The following is an 18,873-nucleotide window of genomic DNA, read 5'->3' as shown; positions in this document are numbered from 1 at the left end:
GATGTCCAGAAAGCCCGGCGGCACCTTCTTGAGGATTGACGCAGACCAAGGCGACGACGCCCTTCCGGTGGTTCGTTTCGAGGGCGTCTCGATGCGGTATGGCCGCGCGCCGGAAACGCTGAGGGATATTGGCTTTTCCCTGATGCCCGGGTCCTTTCATTTCCTGACCGGCGCCTCGGGGGCCGGCAAGAGTTCCCTGCTCAAATTGATCTATCTGGCCCATCGTGCGTCACGGGGTCGCGTAGAGTTGTTCGGCCGCGATGTGAGCCTGCTGCCGGCCGGCGACCTCCCCTTCCTGCGCCGCCGGATCGGGGTGGTTTTCCAGGAATTCCGGCTGCTGGAGCACCTGTCGGTGTTCGACAACGCCGCCCTGCCGCTGCGCATCCTGAAGCGCAAGCCGGCGACCTACCGCGATGACGTCGCCGAACTGCTGACCTGGGTGGGACTTGGCGAGCGCATGCACGCCCTGCCCGCCACCCTGTCGGGCGGCGAAAAGCAGCGCCTGGCCATCGCCCGAGCCGTGGTTGATCGCCCCGATGTGCTGCTGGCCGACGAGCCGACGGGCAATGTCGATCCCGCCATGTCGCTGCGGCTGCTGCGACTGTTCGTCGAGCTCAACCGCCTGGGCACCACGGTGTTGATCGCCACGCACGACGAGGACCTCGTCGCCCGGGCCGGTCGTCCGACCCTGCATCTGGAACACGGTCGCCTCTATGATGGAGGGGATGGCCCATGAGCGAGATCTTCCAGGTCAATCGCTGGCGGCCCGGACCGCTTCTGCCGCCGCGCGATGTCCGGGACGGGTCCCTGGTCTTCGTGGTCGCGGTGCTTTGTTTCCTGGCTTGCCTCACAGCCCTGGCCGCCCTGGCCGCCAATCGCGCCGCCGGGGGGTGGAGCAGCCAGTTGACCGGTTCGGCCACGGTGGTGGTTCGCGCCCGCTCCGGCGAAACACCCGACTCCGCCGCCGCCCGCGCCGCCGAAGCCCTGTCCGGTGTTCGCGGCGTGCTCGAAGCCCGCGCCCTGGCCCGGGACAAGGCCGAGGCGCTTCTGGAGCCCTGGATCGGCAAGGACGCCCTGATCGAGGATTTGCCCACCCCGCGGCTGGTGACCCTGGACCTCGACCCAAAAGCGCCCGCCACCGCCGCCGCCCTCGAAAAGGCGCTGAAGACCGCCGGTCTGGACGCCATCGTCGATGACCACAGCCGCTGGATCGCCGATATCGAGCGTGGCGCGGCCCTGGCCCGCTGGGCCGCGCTGGGCGTCTTCGCCCTGATCGCCGCTGCGGCGACATCGGTCATCGCTTTCGCCACCCGGGCCGGCCTGGCGGCGAGGTCCGACGTGATCGAGGTGCTGCACCTGTCCGGGGCGGAGGCGGGCTTCATCGCGGGTCTGTTCCAGACACGGTTCGCGGTCATGGCCGCGATCGCGGGCTTGCTGGGCGGCTCGGGCGCGGCCATCATCGGCGCGGCGATCCGGACCCTGGGCGGCGGGTCGGGTCTGGCGCCGATCCTGCCTCTGGCCTGGATTGATCTGCTGGCGCCCTTGCCCTGCCCGCTGATCGCCGCCCTGGTCGCGGGCTTCACCGCGCGTTTCGCCGCCCTGCGACTTCTAAGGAGCATGCCGTGAAGAGCCTCGCCGCCCTGTTGATCGCGCTGATAGTCTGGGCCGTCGGTCTTCTGGCCTTTTCCAGTCGGGTCGAACTGTCCACCCCCGCCCAGGAGCCGCCCGTCGCCGACGGCGTGGTGGTGCTGACCGGCGCCTCCAACATCCGTCTGGAAGCGGCCACCAAGCTGCTCGAAGCCGGCAAGGGCCAGCGCCTGCTGATCTCCGGCGTCAATCGCGAGGCCACCCGCGACGATGTGCAGGGCGTCACCAAGGCCGTGAAGCCGATCTATGACTGCTGCGTGGACCTGGGTTTCGCGGCCGCCAACACCGTCGGCAACGCCCGGGAAACCGAGGAATGGGCCAAGGCCAAGGGCTATAAGAGCCTGATCGTGGTGACCGCCGACTATCATATGCCGCGCGCCATGCTGGAACTGCGCGCCGCCCTGCCAAGCACCAAGCTCTATGCCTATCCGGTGGAGACCGAGAGTCTGAACGCCCATCGCTGGTGGAACAAGAGCTCCAGCGCCCGTCGGATGATCATCGAATACTGCAAGTACCTGGCGATCCTGGGCCGTGAGGCGTTCCTCAGCCTGGGCCCGAAAGACAAGGCCGATGCGCCGGTGGAGAAGGCCTCTTGATCTATCTGCGTTCGTTTCTGTTCCAGCTGTATTTCTGGATCTGGTCGGCCTTCACCGCGATCTGGATGGTGCTGCTTCTGCCCTTGCCCCGCCGGCTCAACACCCTGGCCCTGAACTTCTGGGCCCATGGCATTTTCTTTGGCCTGCGCTGGATCGCCGACATCAAGGTTGAGGTGCGCGGCCGGGAATATCTGCCCACCGGCCCGGCCCTGGTCGCCGCCAAGCACCAGTCGATGTTCGACGTGTTCAGCCAGTTTGGCCTGCTGCCCGACGCCTGTTTCGTGATGAAGAAGGAGCTGCTGAACGTTCCGCTGTTCGGCTGGCACGGCCTGAAGGCCGGCATGGTCGTGGTGGATCGGGCGGGCCACTCGGCGGCCCTGAAGAAGCTGGTGCGCGACACGCTGGAGAAGATGAAGGAGGTCCGCCAGGTGGTGATCTTCCCCGAAGGCACCCGCGGCGCGGTCGGGGTTCCCGGCGACTACAAGCCCGGCATCGCTGCCCTCTATCGCGAGCTCGACCTGCCGGTGACGCCCCTGGCCCTCAACTGCGGCGCCCACTGGGGCAAGGGCTTCCTGTGCAAGCCGGGCGTGATCGTCTTCCACTATCTGCCGCCGATCCCGGCCGGCCTGAAGCGCGGCGAGTTCATGCGCGAACTGCAGACCCGCATCGACACCGCGACCAGGGCGCTGGAGGACGAGGGGGTTTAACGATCCCTCTCTCTTAGAGAGAGGGAGGGGCCCGCCGCGAAGCGGTGGGAGGGTGAGAGGTTTCGGACTAGCAGGATGAAGCGCTGTCAGCTTTCGAGCAGTTGCCGACTTTCAGGGAATGAGTCTTCATGGCCGTCATGGATCTGGAAAGTGCAGCGCGCGGCCTCGTAGCCGCAGGCCAACTTGCAAAGTTGTCCCCGCAAACCCAGGCTCGGATGACCGAGTGGGATCCAGATAGCGTTGAGCCTAGCCTCTGGGCCAATGCAGCATTTCGGCAGATCGGACGGGCGATTGCTTCGAAGCGAAGTCCAATCGCCGACAAGGATTTGAAGCGCCTGTTCGCAGAGATCGAGCGGCTTCTCCGCTCCCCCGATGAGCATGTTTCAAATGCGCTGGCGACTGACCTGTTGGAGGAAATCTGGCGAGCGACGCACCATAGTGGTTTTGATTTCTCAACGGTGAACCCGCATCTGGGTGGTGAAGCTCGACGCTATCTCCTCCGTTGGGACGACTTCAATCGTACAACGACGCCGGGCCTAAAGGCGAAATAGAGGTCCGACACTCACCCATTCCGGCCGATCAGCAGGAATCGAGATTCTCCCGCCAACGGTGAAACCTCTCACCCTCCCACCGCCTGCGGCGGCGGGCCCCTCCCTCTCTCTTAGAGAGAGGGAATCTAAGCCGCCCCCTCCCGCGCCTCGACCAGTTTCAGCAGTTTCTCCATCGCATGGTCGCGCACGCCGTCCTCGCGCAGATGGCCGACCAGATCGCTGAGATAGTCGATGTTGCGCCCCGACAGTCCGCTCGCCCCGACGATCAGTTCGGCCTGACGCTCCAGGCTCAAGGCGCCGGCCCACTGAGGATGCTTGACGTCCGACAGGAAGACCAGCGCCGGCGCCTTACCGAGCTCGCCGGCCAGCTTCACATCGGCCCAGGCCTCGAAATAGGTCTCGGTCGGCTGTTCGCGTTCACGCAGATAGGCATAGACGCTCTCCCAGTCGGCCGCCGCCACGCGATAGCCGGCGCCCCGCACTGAACCGCCCGGCGCCAGGCCCAGAACCAGTCCCGGCCGCTCGTAGGTGCCGCGGTGATGGACCGAATAGATGCAGAAGGCGCGTCGGCGGCCATGGAGCGTAGCGCGTCTTCGCTCTACAAAAGGGAACCCGGGACGCCACATGAGCGATCCATATCCGAACACCCAACGCTCGCCGCTCTCGCTGCTCATCACTTTTCCCGACTGGACGCGCCCTTCCATGACCCATACCGACGCCGCCCCGCCCCGGAAAGCCCGCCGTCGCGGCCTGGTGACGCCTTTCATCATCGCCCTGGCCTTTGCCTCCGCCTGGTGCGTCGGCTGGTTCTGGCTGCGCGGTCAGGCCGAGCAGAACATGGATGCGACGGCAGCCTCGCTGAAATCACGCGGCTATGACCTGTCCTGGAGCGCCCGCACCTTCTCCGGTTTTCCGTTCCGCCTCGACATCACCCTGGCCGACGCCCGGCTCGCCGAGCCCTCGGGCTGGGCGCTGCACATTCCCGAACTGAAGACCGAGGCGATGATCTACGGCCTCGACCATTGGGTGGCGACCGCGCCACGCGGCGTGGTTCTGACCCGCCCCAATGGCGAAGGCGATGTCGCCATCGCCGGCGAGGCCCTGCGCGCCAGCCTGGCGGGGCTGAACGGCTATCCGCCCAGGATCTCGATCGAGGGCGCCAAGCTGCTGTTCTCCACCGCGCCCGAAGCCCAGCCCTTCGCCCTGAGATCGGCCGACACCATGCAGCTGCATCTGCGCCCCGGTCCCGACGACCAGGCGGCGATCCTGTTCAAGGCCGACGGGGCCCGCGTCAATTTCACCGGCCTGCTGGGCCGCATCGCCCAGGCCAATACCGCCGACATGATCCTGGACGCCCGCCTGAGCCGGGTCTCGGCCCTGCGCGGCCGCAACTGGGCCGATGCGGTGCGGCTCTGGAGCGTCGCCGGCGGCGCCATCACCATGCACGACGCCCGCATCACCGCCGGCGAAGCGGAAGGCACGGCCAAGTCCGGCGCCTTGACCGTCGACGCCAACGGCCGCCTGCAGGGTGAGCTGGAGGTCGCGCTCACCGAGCGGATCGATCCGAAGGCCGCCATCACGACGCCCGAGCAGGCCCTCGCCGCCGCCAGCCAGGCCCTGGGCCGCGAGCCGGTCATCCAGGCCGGCCTGGTGTTCGAAAACGGCCGCACCCGCCTGGGAACCATCGACACGGGCCCGTCGCCGCGCGTCTACTGAGCCTCGGCCCCGCGCGCCTCCGGCGAGGGGGCGCGCACGTTTCTTGCCGCGAACGCCAGCTATTGCGCCCACGGCGGCAAGGACTATGGTCCGGCCTCCAATTTTGGGGATAAACATGGGTAGCGACGCGGCTGACGCGCCTCCGTCTCTGGACGAGGTCCGATGGCGACTGGACGCCATAGACGGTGAACTTCTCAAGCTGCTGGACGAGCGCGCCGCCCTGGCCCGTTCCGTCGCGGCGGCCAAACGCGCGGCGGGCGATGAGGGCTTTGGCCTGCGTCCCGGCCGCGAGGCCCAGATCATCCGCAAGCAGCTGGCCGCCCCGCGCCAGGCCGCCAGCGACGCCCTGGTCATCCGCATCTGGCGCGAGGTGATGAGCGACAGCCTGGCGCGCCAGGGTCCCTATCATCTGGCCGTCTGGGGCGGGAAGGACGTCGCCCGCTCGGTCGAACTGACCCGCCTGCGGTTTGGAACCGCGCCCCGTCTGCAGGTTCTGGCGGAGGCCAAGGACGTGCTGGCCGCCGCCAAGACGCCCTGGGGCGTCGGGGTTCTGGGCCTGACGCCCGACAATGCCTGGTGGGGCCGCCTGCTGGCCGAGCCGAAACTGAAGGTCTTCGCCGCCCTGCCCTGTCTCAGCGCCTGGGGCGAGCAGGCCACCCTGGCCATCGCCGAGGTCGAGGTCGAGCCCACCGGCGATGACCAGACCTTCTGGGTCACCGACAGCGCCAAAAGCGCCGCCGCCATCGTCGAGGCCCTGAGCCTGGACGGCGTCGCCGCCGAGCTGCTGGCCCAGGCCAACGGCCTGAAGCTGTTTTCGCTGTCGGGCTTCTTCATGCCCGGCGACGAACGTCTGGCCCGCGCGCCAGGCCAGTTGACCGGCGTCATCGGGGCTGCGCCGACCCCCTTTGACGTGTAAGACGACCGCCTGTTCGACCAGAGTATTCCGATGACCGCTCCCGCCTCCGATCGCTTCGCCGCGCCGCGCCCCATGCCCAAGCCGGGCCTGATGGACATCCACGCCTATGTCGGCGGCAAGTCGAAGATCGAGGGCGTCGCCCATCCGGTGAAGCTGTCGAGCAATGAGAACGTTCTGGGCTGCAGCGAGGCGGCCAAGGCCGCCTATCGCGACGCCGTCGATCGCCTGCACCTCTATCCCGACGGCAAGGCCAATGGCCTGCGTGAGGCGGTCGCCGCCCACTATGGTCTGGAGCCCGAGCGCCTGACCTTCGGCGATGGCAGCGACGAGATCTTCGCCCTGCTGTGCCAAGTCTATCTGGAGCCCGGCGACAATATCGTCCAGGGCGAGCACGGCTTCGCCGCCTACGCTATCGGGGCCCGCGCCTGTCAGGGCGAGGTGCGGATGGCCCGCGAGCCCAAACAGCGCATCGACGCCGACGAGGTGCTCAAGTGCGTCGACGAGCGGACCCGGCTGGTGTTCATCGCCAACCCCGCCAATCCCACCGGCACCTGGCTGACCGGCGAGGAGATCCGCGCCCTGCACGCCGCCCTGCCGCCGTCGGTGATCCTGGTGCTGGACGGCGCCTATGCCGAGTTCGCCACCGATCCGCGCTTCGAGGACGGGCTGGACCTGGCCCGCACCGCCGAAAACGTCATCGTCACTCGCACCTTTTCCAAGATCCACGGCCTGGCCGCCCTGCGGGTCGGCTGGGGCTATGGCCCCGCCGGGATCATCGCGCCGATCGAGCGCATCCGGCCGCCGTTCAACACCTCGATCCCCGGTCAGGACGCCGCCATCGCCGCCCTGGCCGATGTCGAGTTCCAGGCCCGGTCGGTGGCGCTGGTCGAGCAATGGCGGCCGTTCCTGACCCAGCAGCTGGGCGGGCTGGGCCTCGAGGTCACCCCCTCGGCGGCCAACTTTGTCTTGGTCAACTTCCCGAATGTCCCGGGCAAGACCGCGATCGAGGCCGAGGCCTTCCTGGCCAGCAAGGGCTATCTGGTTCGCGCCGTCGCCAACTACGGCCTGCCCGACGCCATCCGCATCACCATCGGCAAGGAAGCGGACAACCGGGCGATCGTGGACCTGCTGGCCGAGTTTCTCCGCTGATGCCCCCTCTCTCCGTCTATCCCCGCGAAAGCGGGGACCCAAGCCGAGCTTGGGATTTCGCGCCTCATCCCACCGGCCCATCCTGCTTGGGTCCCCGCTTTCGCGGGGATGATCGGGGTTGGGGCATGTGCTCAATGAAGATCAGCCCCCATGCGTAATCCCGGCGTGCTCTATCCCAAGATGACCGTGATCGGCTGCGGCCTGATCGGCGGGTCGGTGATCCGCGCGGCCCGCGCCCAGGGCGTGGTCAGCGAAATCACCGTGGCCGACGCCAGCGAGGCCAACCGGGCCCGCGTGGTCGAGCTGGGCATCGCCGACCATGTCACGGGCGATATCGCCGAGGCGGTGAAGGACGCCGACCTGGTGGTGATCGCCACGCCGGTGCTGTCGATCGGCGACGTCGCCGCCCTGATCGCTCCGACCCTGAAGGCCGGCGCCACCTTGACCGATGTCGGCTCGACCAAGGGCAATGTCGGCGAGGCCTTCCGCGCCCAGCCCCTGGACCATGTGTTCGTCATCCCCGGCCACCCGATCGCCGGCACCGAGCAGTCGGGGCCCGACGCCGGCTTCGCCGAGCTGTTCGAGAACCGCTGGACCATCCTGACCCCGGCCGAGAGCGACGACGAGGCCTATGCCGCCGCCGTCGCCAAGCTCAGCGCCTTCTGGAGGTCCTTCGGGGCCCAGGTCGAGCTGATGGACGAGAAGCACCATGACCTCGTTCTGGCCGTGGTCAGCCATCTGCCCCACCTGATCGCCTACACCATCGTCGGCAGCGCCGCCGATCTGGAGAACGTCACCGAAAGCGAGGTGATCAAGTTCTCGGCTTCCGGCTTCCGCGACTTCACCCGCATCGCCGCCAGCGACCCGACCATGTGGCGCGACATCTTCGTGGCCAACAAGGAGGCGGTGCTGGAAATGCTGGGCCGCTTCACCGAGGACCTGCAGGCCATGAGCCGCGCCATCCGCTGGGGCGACGCCGACACCCTGCACAGCCACTTCACCCGCACCCGCGCCATCCGCCGCGGCATCGTCGCCGCCGGCCAGGAAAGCGCCGAACCCAACTTCGGACGTGACCGCGGCAAGCACTAGGGGCGGAGGACTTGCCCCTCCGCGCCTTCGGCGCTCCTCCCCTGGAGGGGGAAGATGAGTTCGCCGCGTTGCATCTTCCCCCTCCGGGGGAAGACGATCGCGAAGCGATCCGTAGGCGGCAAGTGTCATCAACCTCACGCGGATCACCGCTGAAGGGATGGGAAGGGCTGCGGAGCGTCCGGGCCTCGCCCGGATGTGAGTGTTTTTAAGTACCGTTTCGACGAAGACGAACGCTCCGCGTGATCGTTATCCCTCTGGCCGGGGCGCGCGGGTCTTGTTCAACCCTTCACCCCCATCCGGGCTTCTCCCTCCTCGCGACGGACCCAGCCCTGAAGCTGCAAGCCACGCCGATTCCGGAGGACCCGGAACTCACCTTCGGACGGGCGGGGGCCTTGGCCTTCCCCCGATAGGCGGATTTACGTCCCCCGCCCTCTGATTAAGCCTGCCGGCCCCGCTCTCGCGACTCCCACAGACCCCGCTCGATCACCCCTGACAGCCGTCGCTGGTCGCCGGCCGGACGCCCTTCCCGTGCTGTCAGGTGAGATTGATTATGCGGGTGGTTTCAACGCCGGGGATAAGTTCGCGCGAGAAAGTTGTAAGGCGTTGAAATAGCGGATCTCTGCCTTGCCAACGCCGGGGATGGAGCGGCGTCTATCCCCATTGTCGCAGCCCGCCGCTCGCCGCAATATCGCTGTAATGATCACGACAAATCACGCCTTCACCGGCAAACCCTCCGGAAAAGGAACCGCTCCATGCGCCGCCCCCTCATCGCCGCCGCCCTCGCCTCGATCGTCGCCCTGGCCGGCGGTGCGGCCATGGCCCAGATGCCGTCGCCTGAACGGATCATCAAGGCCTGGGACAAGAACGCCGACGGCGTGGTCGACAAGGCCGAATGGATCGCGGCCGGCCGCCCCGAAGCCCGCTTCGCCCTGGCCGATACCGACAGCGACGGCAAGATCACCGTCGAGGAACTGAAAGCCGGCATGGCCAAGCGCAAGGCCGCGCAGGCGGAGCACTAGGGTCGGCGCCGCCCTCCCCCAAAGTCTAAAGGCGATCGCATCTTGGAGATTGGCGACTTCAAGCCTGGAAGGGGCTCAAAAATTCGCCTTCCTGGGCCTTGTGCCCAGGACCCATGTTTGAGGCAGGCTCTGATTGCGCGCCTATTTTTCGGCTGAACGACCCTGAACCAAGACCCAAACTCGCATCTGCGTCGCCATGGATCCTGGGCACAAGGCCCAGGAAGGCGGAGTCTTTTTGCGCCTAAACCATAGGCGTTCACCCCTACCCCAGCACCCGCGTCCGCAGCATCGCCAGCGGCGTGGCGCCCTGGACCAGGGCCGCGTCGTGGAAGGTCTTGAGGTTAAAGCGCGCGCCCTGCGACGCACGGGCGGCGGCGCGCAGGCGAACCAGCTCCAGCCAGGCCAGTCCCTGCCCCGCCACGCCGCCGGGGCTGAGGGCGGCGCGTTCGACGTCCTGGGCGATGGGAGCGAACACCGGCGGCGGGCCCTGCAGGTCGGCGAACACCGCTTCGGCCTTCTGGTGGGTCCAGCCCTGGCTGTGCATTCCCGTGTCGATCAGCAGGCGGCCGACGCGGAACAGCATCCATTGCACGTAACCCAGCTCGGCGAGCGGATCGCCGGCGAAGGCGCCCTGCTCGTCGGCCAGTTGTTCGGCATAGATGGCCCAGCCCTCGACGAAGCCGGGACAGGCCAGACGGGTCCGCAGCGGATGGGCGCCCGACGCCGCCTCCAGCGGGATCTGCACCATGTGGCCCGGGTCGGTCTCATGGTGGACGACGCTCGGGAGGGTCCAGCTGGGCCGCGCGCGGATGGCCTTGAGGTCCACATAATAGACGCCCGGCATTGAGCCGTCGAAGGCCGGGGCCTCGCGATAGCCCTGACGGCCGGCGGCCTCGTCGGCCGGCGACATGCGGCTGATGCGGACCTTGCGCGAGCCCGGCGCCAGGGTGGCGAAGGCGGTCGGCAGGCGGGTGACGGCCCTGTCGAGCCACAGGTTCATGTCGGCCACGGCGCGGTCGCGGCCGGCGCCGTCATCACTGTAGAGCCAGCGTTCGTCGCGGCTGAGGGCGCTCAGCCGCGCGCCGACCGAGCCCTTCGTCAGGCCCTGCGTCTTCAGCAGGACGTCGGCGCGGGCGGTCAGGGCCCGGGCGGTGTCCACGGCTCGGGCGTGGGCCTCTTTGGGCGTAATCGCCATGCCCAGGTTCAGCTGCAGCAGCAGGCCGTAATAGGCCTCGCCGTCCTTGAACCGGCAGACACCGGCGGCCTTGCCGGCCTTGGCGCGAACGCGGATCAGGGCGTCATGCTGGCGCCCCAGGGCGGCGGCGATCTCGGGCGCGGCCGTGAGGTCGAGGGCGCTCTGGCCGGCCAGGACCTTATCGATCACGAAGGCCGGCGGAATGACCCCCTGCCCCGCATCGGCGGCGATCTGGGCGGTCTCGGCGTCGAGACGCCTGACGAGCGCGGTAGCGCGGTCGCCACCCGCCTTTGCCGCCTCCGCCGCCTTCAGCCAGGCGCCGGACCGGGTGGTGACGACATAGGGCGCGCCGGCCCCGGTTCCGAAGGGAAAGCGGCGGACGATCTCGGCTTCGGTCTCGATCGACTGCAGCACGGCGGCGTAGTCGAGTTGCGAGGCGGGCGACAGGTCGACGGGCGCAAAGCCGCGCAGCAGGTCCAGACGCGGGTCGGCCGGGCCGCCCCTGGCGATCTGGTCCAGCACGGCCTTCAGGGCGGCGTCGTTCGAGGCCTGCGCCATCGCCCCGCCGGCGGTCAGCAGCGCCGCGCCGGTCAGGACACCGCCCATCACCTCCCGTCGGCTGATCATCGCGTTTCTCCCTGACGTTTCTTGCCTCCGTCTTAGGTGGAAATGACACCGGTGTCCAAGCAGAGCCGCGCTTGATCGTTCGCCAGCGGCCTCTAGGGTGGAGCCGAACGCTTGTTTGATCTCTGGAGACCCCATGGCCGAAGCCTTCATCTGCGACGCCGTTCGCACCCCGATCGGCCGCTATGCCGGGGCGCTGTCGTCGGTGCGGGCCGACGATCTGGCGGCGATCCCGCTCAGAGCCCTGGCCGCCCGCAATCCCGGCCTCGACTGGAGTTTGGTGGACGATGTGGTGCTGGGCTGCGCCAACCAGGCCGGCGAGGACAACCGCAATGTGGCCCGTATGGCCGCCCTGCTGGCGGGCCTGCCCACCGAGGCTTCGGGCTCGACGATCAACCGCCTGTGCGGCTCGGGTCTGGACGCCGTGGGCGTCGCCGCCCGCGCGATCAAGTCCGGCGAGGCCCAGCTGATGATCGCCGGCGGCGTCGAGAGCATGAGCCGCGCGCCGTTCGTGATGGGCAAGGCCGAAAGCGCCTTTTCCCGCAACGCCGAGATCTTCGACACCACCATCGGCTGGCGGTTCGTCAATCCGGCCATGCGCAAGGCGTACGGCGTCGACTCCATGCCCGAGACCGCCGAGAACGTCGCCGACGAGCACGGGATCAGCCGCGCTGATCAGGACGCCTTCGCCCTGCGCAGCCAGGCCCGCGCCGCCGCCGCCCAGGTCAGCGGCCGCTTCGACGCCGAGATCGTTCCGGTGACCCTCCCGCAGCGCAAGGGCGACCCGGTGGTGGTCTCTCGGGACGAACATCCCCGCGCCACGACGATCGAGGCGCTATCGGCCCTGAAGCCGATCGTCCGCCCAGACGGTACGATCACCGCCGGCAACGCCTCGGGCGTCAATGACGGCGCAGCGGCGCTGATCATCGCCTCGGAAGAGGCCATCAAGCGCCACGGCCTGACACCCCGCGCGCGGATCGTCGGCTCCGCCGCCGCCGGGGTGGCGCCCCGCGTCATGGGCTTTGGTCCGGCGCCCTCAACCCAGAAGCTGCTGGCGCGGCTGGGAATGACCATCGGCCAGATGGACGTGATCGAGCTGAACGAGGCCTTCGCCGCCCAAGGGCTAGCGGTGCTGCGCGCCCTGGGCCTGCCCGACGACGGCGAGCATGTGAACCCCAATGGCGGGGCCATCGCCCTGGGCCACCCGCTGGGCATGAGCGGCGCCCGTCTGGCCCTGACGGCGGTCGAGGAACTGCAGCGCCGCAAGACCCGCTATGGCCTGGCGACCATGTGCATCGGCGTGGGCCAGGGGATCTCGATGGTGGTCGAGCGGGTCTAGGACCGCGCGACTCTTTTACCGACGACAACGCTGTCAGCTTGCCGCTAACCTGCCGCCCAAGGCGCGCGATCGATGCGCCGGGTTGCGGGACGCGCATATGAAACTCAGCTTGCCGATGACGGCGATGGCCCTTGTCCTGATCCTCTGCGGACCTGTCGCCGCCGAGGAGCCCGCGCGGCCGATCCATCTGAATCAGCTGGGCGTCGAGGCCGCCGGGCCCAAGCGCGCCATGCTGGCCGATCCCTCGACCACACCCCTGACCTGGACCCTGAGCGACGCTGCGGGCGCGGTCGTGGCCCGGGGCCAGACCCGGGTGTTCGGCGACGACGCCGCCTCGGGCGAGCATGTGCACCAGATCGACTTCACCCGCTTCCAGGGGGCCGGCGACGGCTATCGCCTGAAGGCCGGCGCCCGCGAAAGCCGCCCCTTCCGGATCAGCGACGCCCCGCTCTACGGCGCGCTGAAGGCCGACGCCCTGGGCTTCTTCTATCAGAACCGCGCCTCCATCCCGATCGAGGCCCGCTTCGTGCAGCGCCCTGACCTGGCCCGCCCCGCCGGCCACGCCCCCGACAGGGCGACCTGCTTTGACAAGGCCGATCAGCGCGGCCAGGTCTGGACGGGCTGCGCCTACACCCTGGACGCCAGCCGCGGCTGGTACGACGCCGGCGACCAGGGCAAGTATGTGGTCAATGGCGGGATCGCGGTGTGGACGCTGCAGAACGCCTATGAGCGCGCCGTCGTGCTGGGCAAGGCCTCGACCCTGGCCGCCTTCGCCGACGGAACCGGCAGGATCCCCGAAGACGCCAATGGGGTCTCCGACCTGCTGGACGAAGCCCGCTGGGAGATGGACTTCCTGCTGGCCATGCAGGTCCCGGCCGGAACGACCATGGCCCTGCCGGTCGGCCCGCAGCGCCCTGGTCCGAACGGGCGGCTGGTCCTGACCCCGGTCGACGCCTCGGGCATGGCCCATCAGCGTCTGGCCGACGAACACTGGACGCCCCTGCCCACGGCGCCGGCCGACGACAAGGAGACCCGCTACCTCTATCACCCGACCACCGCCGCGACGCTGAACCTGGCGGCGACGGCCGCCCAGGCCGCGCGGCTGTGGAAGACCCTCGACCCGGCCTTCGCGGCGCACTGCCTGGAGGTCGCGGAGCGCGCCTTCGCCGCCGCGCGTCGCAATCCCGAGATCTACGCCCTGGGCGCCTTTACCGGCAGCGGCGGCTATGGCGACGAGCATCTGGAGGATGAGCTCTACTGGGCCGCCGCCGAGCTCTATGTCACCACCGGCGCCGCTCCGTACGAGACCGTCCTGCGCGCCTCGCCGCTGTTCCTGTCAGGACCGTCGGCGGGGACCAGGCCGACCGGCGACCTCGGCTGGCCGTCCACCGGCGCGGCCGGCACGATCACCCTGGCCCTGGTCCCCAACGGCCTCAAGCCCGCCGAGATCGCCAAGGCCCGCGCCAATCTGGTCGCCAGCGCCGACCGCGCCCTGGCCGACGACGCCCGTCAAGGCTACGGCCTGCCCTATGCCGCTCCCGGCTATCCCTGGGGCTCCAATTCCGCGGTTCTGAACCGCGCCATCGTGCTGGGCCTGGCCGCCGACTTCACCGGCAAGTCCGCCTATCGCGACGGCGCGGTCGACGCGATGGATTACATCCTGGGTCGCAACCCGCTGGATCGCTCGTATGTGACCGGCCACGGCGCGCGGCCGATGCGTAACCCGCACCACCGCTTCTGGGCGCATCAGGCCGACGCCCGCTATCCCTACCCGCCGCCCGGCGTGATCTCGGGCGGGCCCAACTCGACCAGCATGGGCGACCCGGTCGCCAGGTCGATGAAGGGCCATTGCGCGCCCCAGACCTGCTGGACAGACGACTACCGCGCTTTCACCCAGAACGAGGTGGCCATCAACTGGAACGCCCCGCTGTTCTGGGTGGCGACCTGGCTGGACGAACCCGCGACCTGATGATCACCGCGCGCGGGCCAAGCTACGCGGCAATTTGCCGCTGACCCGAAAGTCGTCTCATTCATCCTAACGGCTCTAAGAGTACGCGGATTGTATGTCGGGCACGGGAACAATGCGTTTAGGAGCAGCCGCGGAGGTATCGACAGAGGCCGCCATCCAGCGCGCCCTTCTCGGACACGCCCACCGCAACAGCCCGGCGACCATGATGGTTCAGGCCTGCGCCGCGACCGGCGTCTGCCTTATCGCCCAGCCCCTCGAGCGGCCCTTCTATCTGGGCTGGCTGGTTGTGGTCTTGACCCTGCTGGCGGCCCGCCTGGCCGGGGATCGTCTGCTGGGCGCGGCGCTCAAGGGCCGGTTCATGGCCGACCGCCTCAAGCAGCTTTCGCAAGCCCACAATCTGGGCCTGATCCTGAGCGCGGGACTTTGGGCCCTGCTCGCCGTTGTGCGCATTCCAGCGGACGACCCGGCCACCCGCTACGCGCTGATCATCGTGTTGTCGGCCCTGGCCGGCGGGGCGGTCGGCGTCCTGTCGCCGCTGAAATGGACGGGTCGGATCTATGTGACCCTGATCCTTCTGCCGGCCTCCCTGACCCTGATCGCCGACGGCGCCGCCGACGCGATCGTTGGCTTTCTGGGCGTGATCTTCTGGATCGTGATGCTGGTGGGACACCGCAATAATCACACGCTGCTGGTGGAATCCCTGCGGCTGCGCGACGAGAACCGCGACCTGCTCGAGAACCTCGAGCAGCACAGCCAGGATGTGCTCCGCCTGAACCACGAGCTGGAAGACCGGGTTCGGGCCCGGACCCGGGAGCTTGAATGCGTTTCCGAACAGGCCCAGGTCGCCAACCGCGCCAAGTCGCAGTTCCTGGCCACGGTCAGCCACGAGCTGCGCACGCCCCTCAACGCCATTCTGGGCGAAGGACAGTTGCTGGCCCGCGAGTCGCTGACGCCCCCGCAGCAGGAGCGCCTGGGCGTGATCACCACGGCGTCCCGCGTCATGCGGCAATTGATCGACGATGTTCTCGACATTTCGCAGATCGAGGCCGGCGGCGTGCAACTGCGCCTGGAGGTCTTCTCGCTTGAGACCCTGGTGCGGGAAATCCGCGAGCTTTATCAGCCCCTGGCCCGCGACCATGGTCTGACCCTGGCCATCGCCCTGCCGCCCAGCCTGGCGATGTATCGCCGGGGGGATGAGGATCGACTGCGGCAGGTGGTCGGCAATCTGGTGTCCAACGCCCTGAAGTTCACCCTGGTCGGCGGCGTCACCGTCAAGATCAGCGGCGATGATGAACGGCTGCAGATCTCGGTGATCGATACCGGCGTGGGCATCGATGCGAAGGATCAGGAGGCCATCTTCCAGCGCTTCGTGCAGGTCGACAGTTCCTCGACCCGTAAGGTCGGCGGGGTCGGCCTGGGCCTGGCCATCAGCCGCGAAGTCACCGAGCAGATGGGCGGCACGCTGACCGTGACGTCCGCGCGAGGCATCGGCGCGCGGTTCGACTTCACCGCCCCCCTGCCCGCGGTCGTGGCCTCGGAAGCGCCGGCCGAAGAGCTTGCGGTCGAGGCCACGGGTGGCGCGCCCGGCTCGCTTCTGGTGGTGGACGACAATCCGGTCAATCGCCGCATCCTGGCCGCCCTGGTCGAGCCGTTCGGAGTCGCCTGCGGCTTTGCGACCACGGGCAAGGAAGCCGTCGAGGCCTGGCGAAGCCAGTCCTGGGACGCGATCTTCATGGATGTGCACATGCCCGAAATGGACGGGGTCGAAGCCACCCGCGCCATCCGGGCGCAGGAAAGCGCCCAGGGCCTGGCCCGCACGCCGATCATCGCCGTGACCGCCAGCGTGCTCAATCACGAAGTCCAGAGCTATCGCGAGGCCGGCATGGACGACATCCTGCCCAAGCCCATCGAGGCCACAGCCCTGGCCGCCATGCTGTCGCGCTGCGCCGCCGCGGCCCATGAACACGCCGAGCTCACCCCCGCGCCTTGACGAGCCAAACGTCCAAGAGGGTCTGGCAGGGTTGTAGTTTGATCAAACCGCGCCTCAAATCCGGCTCGCACTGAAAACCGCCGGAGTCAGAAATGACCGTTTGCCTTGCCGCCCTCCAGGACGACGCCGTAGCGGTCGGCGGGGCGACTCTAATCGTCGTGGGGCTTGGATGAGCCGCGCCTTCGACGCCATCATCATCGGCGCGGGCCAGGCCGGCCCTCCCCTGGCCGGCCGGCTGACGGCGGCGGGGCGGACCGTGGCCCTGATCGAGCGCAAGCTGTTCGGAGGCACCTGCGTCAACACCGGCTGCATGCCGACCAAGACCCTGGTGGCCAGCGCCTATGCCGCCCACCTGGCCCGGCGCGCCGCTGAATACGGCGTCACCTTCGACGGCCCCGTCGGCGTCGACATGAAACGCGTCAAGGACCGCCAGCAGACGGTGGTTCACAACGCCCGCAACGGCGTCGAGACCTGGTTGAAGGGCATGGAGGGCTGCACCACATTCGAGGGCCACGCCCGCTTCGAATCCGCCGACACCGTGCGGGTCGGCGATGATCTGCTGAGCGCCTCGCAGATCTTCATCAATGTCGGCGGCCGCGCCAACATTCCCGACATGCCCGGGCTGGATCAGGTGGCTTACCTGACCAACACCGACATGATGCAGATCGACACCCTGCCCCGACATCTGGTGATCATCGGCGGCAGCTATATCGGTCTGGAATTCGCCCAGATGTATCGCCGCTTCGGCGCAGAGGTGACGGTGGTGGAGATGGGACCCCGGCTGATTGGGCGTGAGGATCCGGAGGTCTCGCAGGCGGTTCAGGAGATTCTCGAGGCCGAGGGGATCCACGTGCGCCTGAACGCCGAGTGCATCAGCTTCACCCCCTGTGAGGCGGGCGTCTGCGTCCATGTCACTTGCGAGGCCGGGGCGCCGCAAGTCACGGGCTCGCACGTGCTGCTGGCCGTCGGTCGCAAACCCAACACCGACGACCTGGGGCTTGAGATGGCCGGGATCGCGGTCGACAAGCGCGGCTACATCACGGTCGATGACCAGCTCCGCACCACTGTTCCGGGCGTCTGGGCCCTGGGCGACTGCAACGGCAAGGGCGCCTTCACCCACACAGCCTATAACGACTTCGAGATCGTCGCCGCCAACCTGCTGGACCATGACCCGCGCCGGGTGAGCGACCGGATCAGCGCCTATGCCCTCTATATCGACCCGCCGCTGGGCCGCGTGGGGATGACCGAGGCCGAGGTCCGCGCCACAGGTCGACCGGCGCTGGTGGGCAAACGACCGATGAGCCGCGTCGGTCGTGCGGTCGAAAAGGGCGAGACCCAGGGCTTGATGCAGGTGATGGTCGACGCCGAGACCCAGATGATCCTCGGCGCGGCGATCCTGGGCGTCGCCGGCGACGAGGCCATCCATGGCCTCCTCGACATCATGTACGCCAGGGCACCTTACACCACCGTGCAGCGGGCCGTGCATATCCATCCTACGGTGTCGGAACTGATCCCGACGATGTTGGGGGAACTCAAGCCGCTCTAGGCTCCAGACTCATTGGGCCCACCATATGATGATGGCGGCGATGAAGACGGCGCTGGCAAAGATGGCGGCGAGCTTGTCGTATCGGGTGGCGACACGCCGCCAGTCCTTGAGCCTGCAGAACATCCGCTCGACCAGATTGCGCTGCTTGTAGGCCTCCGGATCGAAGGGCTGCATGCGTTTTCGGGTCGGGTTGTTGGGGATGACCGGGGTAGTTCCCCGTTCGATCAGGAAATTGCGCAACTTGTCGGCGTCATAGGCGGTGTCGGCCAGGCAGAGGCGCGCACTGGGAAGCGGCTCAAGCAATGACCGGGCGAAGGGGGCGTCGCCGCGCTGCCCGGCGGCTATTTCAAAGGCGATGAGGCGGCCTTTGCCGTCGACGACGGCGTGGATCTTGGTCGTGCGGCCGCCGCGCGAACGGCCGATCGCCTGGATTTCGGCCCCCCTTTTCCGCCACCCGCCGAGCGGTGGGCCTTGGCGCTGGTGGAGTCGATCATGTGCACGTCGTCGGGGCTGAACGCCACCAGGGCCGCGAACAGCCGCCGCCAGACACCCTTGATCGTCCAGCGCCGGAACCGGTTGTAGATGGTCGTTGGCGGGCCATAGACTGCGGGACAGTCTTGCCACCGGCAACCCACCTTCAGCACATGGATGATACCGCTGATGACGCGCCGGTCATCGACCCGATGCGCGCCCGACTGGTTTTTCGGCAGCAACGGATCGATCACCGCCCACTGCCGATCCGACAACCAGAACTCTCCAGCCATGATTCAACCTCCGTTTCGGAGATTGAAGCACAACAAGAATATATCATTCAAGTGTT

The 18,873-nt window shown here is 68.1% G+C and carries 16 protein-coding genes and 1 pseudogene; 14 read left to right on the top strand and 3 right to left on the bottom strand.

Features of this window, described 5'->3' with window-relative positions:
- Positions 1–28 precede the first annotated feature (28 nt).
- The 5 genes from ftsE (at position 29) to ACW18B_RS10190 (ending at position 3,501) form a co-directional block, all read left to right on the top strand.
- The gene (ftsE, locus tag ACW18B_RS10210) at positions 29–736 is read left to right on the top strand and encodes a cell division ATP-binding protein FtsE (RefSeq protein WP_492051671.1); all 708 of its coding nucleotides are present in this window, start codon (positions 29–31) and stop codon (positions 734–736) included.
- Positions 733–1,626, top strand: a complete 894-nt coding sequence (locus ACW18B_RS10205) for a cell division protein FtsX (protein WP_492051577.1) — start codon at positions 733–735, stop codon at positions 1,624–1,626. Before ftsE ends, ACW18B_RS10205 begins: the two co-directional genes overlap by 4 nt.
- A complete protein-coding gene (locus ACW18B_RS10200; protein WP_492051576.1) occupies positions 1,623–2,243 on the top strand; it encodes a YdcF family protein in 621 nt (206 codons plus the stop codon). The genes ACW18B_RS10205 and ACW18B_RS10200 overlap by 4 nt, the downstream gene beginning before the upstream one ends.
- Complete coding sequence (locus ACW18B_RS10195) at positions 2,240–2,950, top strand: lysophospholipid acyltransferase family protein (RefSeq protein ID WP_492051574.1); 711 nt, start codon at positions 2,240–2,242, stop codon at positions 2,948–2,950. The genes ACW18B_RS10200 and ACW18B_RS10195 overlap by 4 nt, the downstream gene beginning before the upstream one ends.
- A gap of 128 nt (positions 2,951–3,078) precedes the next feature.
- Positions 3,079–3,501, top strand: a complete 423-nt coding sequence (locus ACW18B_RS10190) for a hypothetical protein (protein ID WP_492051572.1) — start codon at positions 3,079–3,081, stop codon at positions 3,499–3,501.
- A gap of 125 nt (positions 3,502–3,626) precedes the next feature.
- On the opposite strand, the gene ACW18B_RS10185 is transcribed toward ACW18B_RS10190, so the two are convergent.
- The gene (locus tag ACW18B_RS10185; protein WP_492051571.1) at positions 3,627–4,175 is read right to left on the bottom strand and encodes a gamma-glutamylcyclotransferase; all 549 of its coding nucleotides are present in this window, start codon (positions 4,173–4,175) and stop codon (positions 3,627–3,629) included.
- A gap of 28 nt (positions 4,176–4,203) precedes the next feature.
- On the opposite strand from ACW18B_RS10185, the gene ACW18B_RS10180 reads away from it, so the two are divergent.
- The 5 genes from ACW18B_RS10180 (at position 4,204) to ACW18B_RS10160 (ending at position 9,390) form a co-directional block, all read left to right on the top strand.
- Positions 4,204–5,217 carry a DUF2125 domain-containing protein gene (locus ACW18B_RS10180; protein WP_492051569.1) on the top strand — a complete coding sequence of 338 codons (1,014 nt, stop codon included), beginning with the start codon at positions 4,204–4,206 and terminating at the stop codon, positions 5,215–5,217.
- A gap of 115 nt (positions 5,218–5,332) precedes the next feature.
- On the top strand, positions 5,333–6,133 hold the full coding sequence (locus ACW18B_RS10175; protein ID WP_492051567.1) for a chorismate mutase: 801 nt from the start codon (positions 5,333–5,335) through the stop codon (positions 6,131–6,133).
- A 30-nt stretch (positions 6,134–6,163) separates the two neighbouring features.
- Positions 6,164–7,282 carry a histidinol-phosphate transaminase gene (gene hisC, locus ACW18B_RS10170; protein ID WP_492051565.1) on the top strand — a complete coding sequence of 373 codons (1,119 nt, stop codon included), beginning with the start codon at positions 6,164–6,166 and terminating at the stop codon, positions 7,280–7,282.
- A 150-nt stretch (positions 7,283–7,432) separates the two neighbouring features.
- Positions 7,433–8,371, top strand: coding sequence for a prephenate/arogenate dehydrogenase family protein (locus tag ACW18B_RS10165; RefSeq protein WP_492051563.1), 939 nt, complete (start codon positions 7,433–7,435; stop codon positions 8,369–8,371).
- 752 nt (positions 8,372–9,123) lie between these two features.
- Positions 9,124–9,390, top strand: a complete 267-nt coding sequence (locus ACW18B_RS10160) for an EF-hand domain-containing protein (RefSeq protein WP_492051561.1) — start codon at positions 9,124–9,126, stop codon at positions 9,388–9,390.
- A gap of 262 nt (positions 9,391–9,652) precedes the next feature.
- Here ACW18B_RS10160 and ACW18B_RS10155 read toward each other — a convergent pair whose 3' ends face one another.
- On the bottom strand, positions 9,653–11,212 hold the full coding sequence (locus tag ACW18B_RS10155; protein ID WP_492051559.1) for a DUF885 domain-containing protein: 1,560 nt from the start codon (positions 11,210–11,212) through the stop codon (positions 9,653–9,655).
- A gap of 133 nt (positions 11,213–11,345) precedes the next feature.
- On the opposite strand from ACW18B_RS10155, the gene pcaF reads away from it, so the two are divergent.
- From pcaF to ACW18B_RS10135, 4 genes are all read left to right on the top strand, one after another.
- Positions 11,346–12,548, top strand: a complete 1,203-nt coding sequence (gene pcaF / locus ACW18B_RS10150; protein ID WP_492051557.1) for a 3-oxoadipyl-CoA thiolase — start codon at positions 11,346–11,348, stop codon at positions 12,546–12,548.
- 97 nt (positions 12,549–12,645) lie between these two features.
- Positions 12,646–14,517, top strand: coding sequence for a glycoside hydrolase family 9 protein (locus ACW18B_RS10145; RefSeq protein WP_492051556.1), 1,872 nt, complete (start codon positions 12,646–12,648; stop codon positions 14,515–14,517).
- Positions 14,518–14,719: 202 nt separating this feature from the next.
- Positions 14,720–16,507, top strand: a complete 1,788-nt coding sequence (locus tag ACW18B_RS10140; RefSeq protein WP_492051554.1) for an ATP-binding protein — start codon at positions 14,720–14,722, stop codon at positions 16,505–16,507.
- Positions 16,508–16,676: 169 nt separating this feature from the next.
- Positions 16,677–18,053 carry an FAD-containing oxidoreductase gene (locus ACW18B_RS10135; protein ID WP_492051552.1) on the top strand — a complete coding sequence of 459 codons (1,377 nt, stop codon included), beginning with the start codon at positions 16,677–16,679 and terminating at the stop codon, positions 18,051–18,053.
- A 9-nt stretch (positions 18,054–18,062) separates the two neighbouring features.
- Here ACW18B_RS10135 and ACW18B_RS10130 read toward each other — a convergent pair.
- Positions 18,063–18,817 (bottom strand): annotated as a pseudogene (locus ACW18B_RS10130) (IS5 family transposase).
- Between the last annotated feature and the right edge of the window lie 56 nt (positions 18,818–18,873).

The organism is Caulobacter sp. FV2ps19 (genome assembly GCF_058681035.1).
This window is presented reverse-complemented; position numbering and strand designations above follow the sequence as displayed.

Bases quoted from the DNA above. Each gene is read 5' to 3' on its own strand.
- ACW18B_RS10205 (WP_492051577.1), top strand. From the start codon at position 733: ATGAGCGAGATCTTCCAGGTCAATCGCTGGCGGCCCGGACCGCTTCTG.
- ACW18B_RS10180 (WP_492051569.1), top strand. From the start codon at position 4,204: ATGACCCATACCGACGCCGCCCCGCCCCGGAAAGCCCGCCGTCGCGGC.
- ACW18B_RS10185 (WP_492051571.1), bottom strand. From the start codon at position 4,175: ATGAGCAGCGAGAGCGGCGAGCGTTGGGTGTTCGGATATGGATCGCTC.
- ACW18B_RS10175 (WP_492051567.1), top strand. From the start codon at position 5,333: ATGGGTAGCGACGCGGCTGACGCGCCTCCGTCTCTGGACGAGGTCCGA.
- ACW18B_RS10160 (WP_492051561.1), top strand. From the start codon at position 9,124: ATGCGCCGCCCCCTCATCGCCGCCGCCCTCGCCTCGATCGTCGCCCTG.
- ACW18B_RS10165 (WP_492051563.1), top strand. From the start codon at position 7,433: ATGCGTAATCCCGGCGTGCTCTATCCCAAGATGACCGTGATCGGCTGC.
- ACW18B_RS10190 (WP_492051572.1), top strand. From the start codon at position 3,079: ATGGCCGTCATGGATCTGGAAAGTGCAGCGCGCGGCCTCGTAGCCGCA.
- ACW18B_RS10145 (WP_492051556.1), top strand. From the start codon at position 12,646: ATGAAACTCAGCTTGCCGATGACGGCGATGGCCCTTGTCCTGATCCTC.
- ACW18B_RS10155 (WP_492051559.1), bottom strand. From the start codon at position 11,212: ATGATCAGCCGACGGGAGGTGATGGGCGGTGTCCTGACCGGCGCGGCG.
- ACW18B_RS10135 (WP_492051552.1), top strand. From the start codon at position 16,677: ATGAGCCGCGCCTTCGACGCCATCATCATCGGCGCGGGCCAGGCCGGC.
- hisC (WP_492051565.1), top strand. From the start codon at position 6,164: ATGACCGCTCCCGCCTCCGATCGCTTCGCCGCGCCGCGCCCCATGCCC.
- pcaF (WP_492051557.1), top strand. From the start codon at position 11,346: ATGGCCGAAGCCTTCATCTGCGACGCCGTTCGCACCCCGATCGGCCGC.
- ACW18B_RS10140 (WP_492051554.1), top strand. From the start codon at position 14,720: ATGATGGTTCAGGCCTGCGCCGCGACCGGCGTCTGCCTTATCGCCCAG.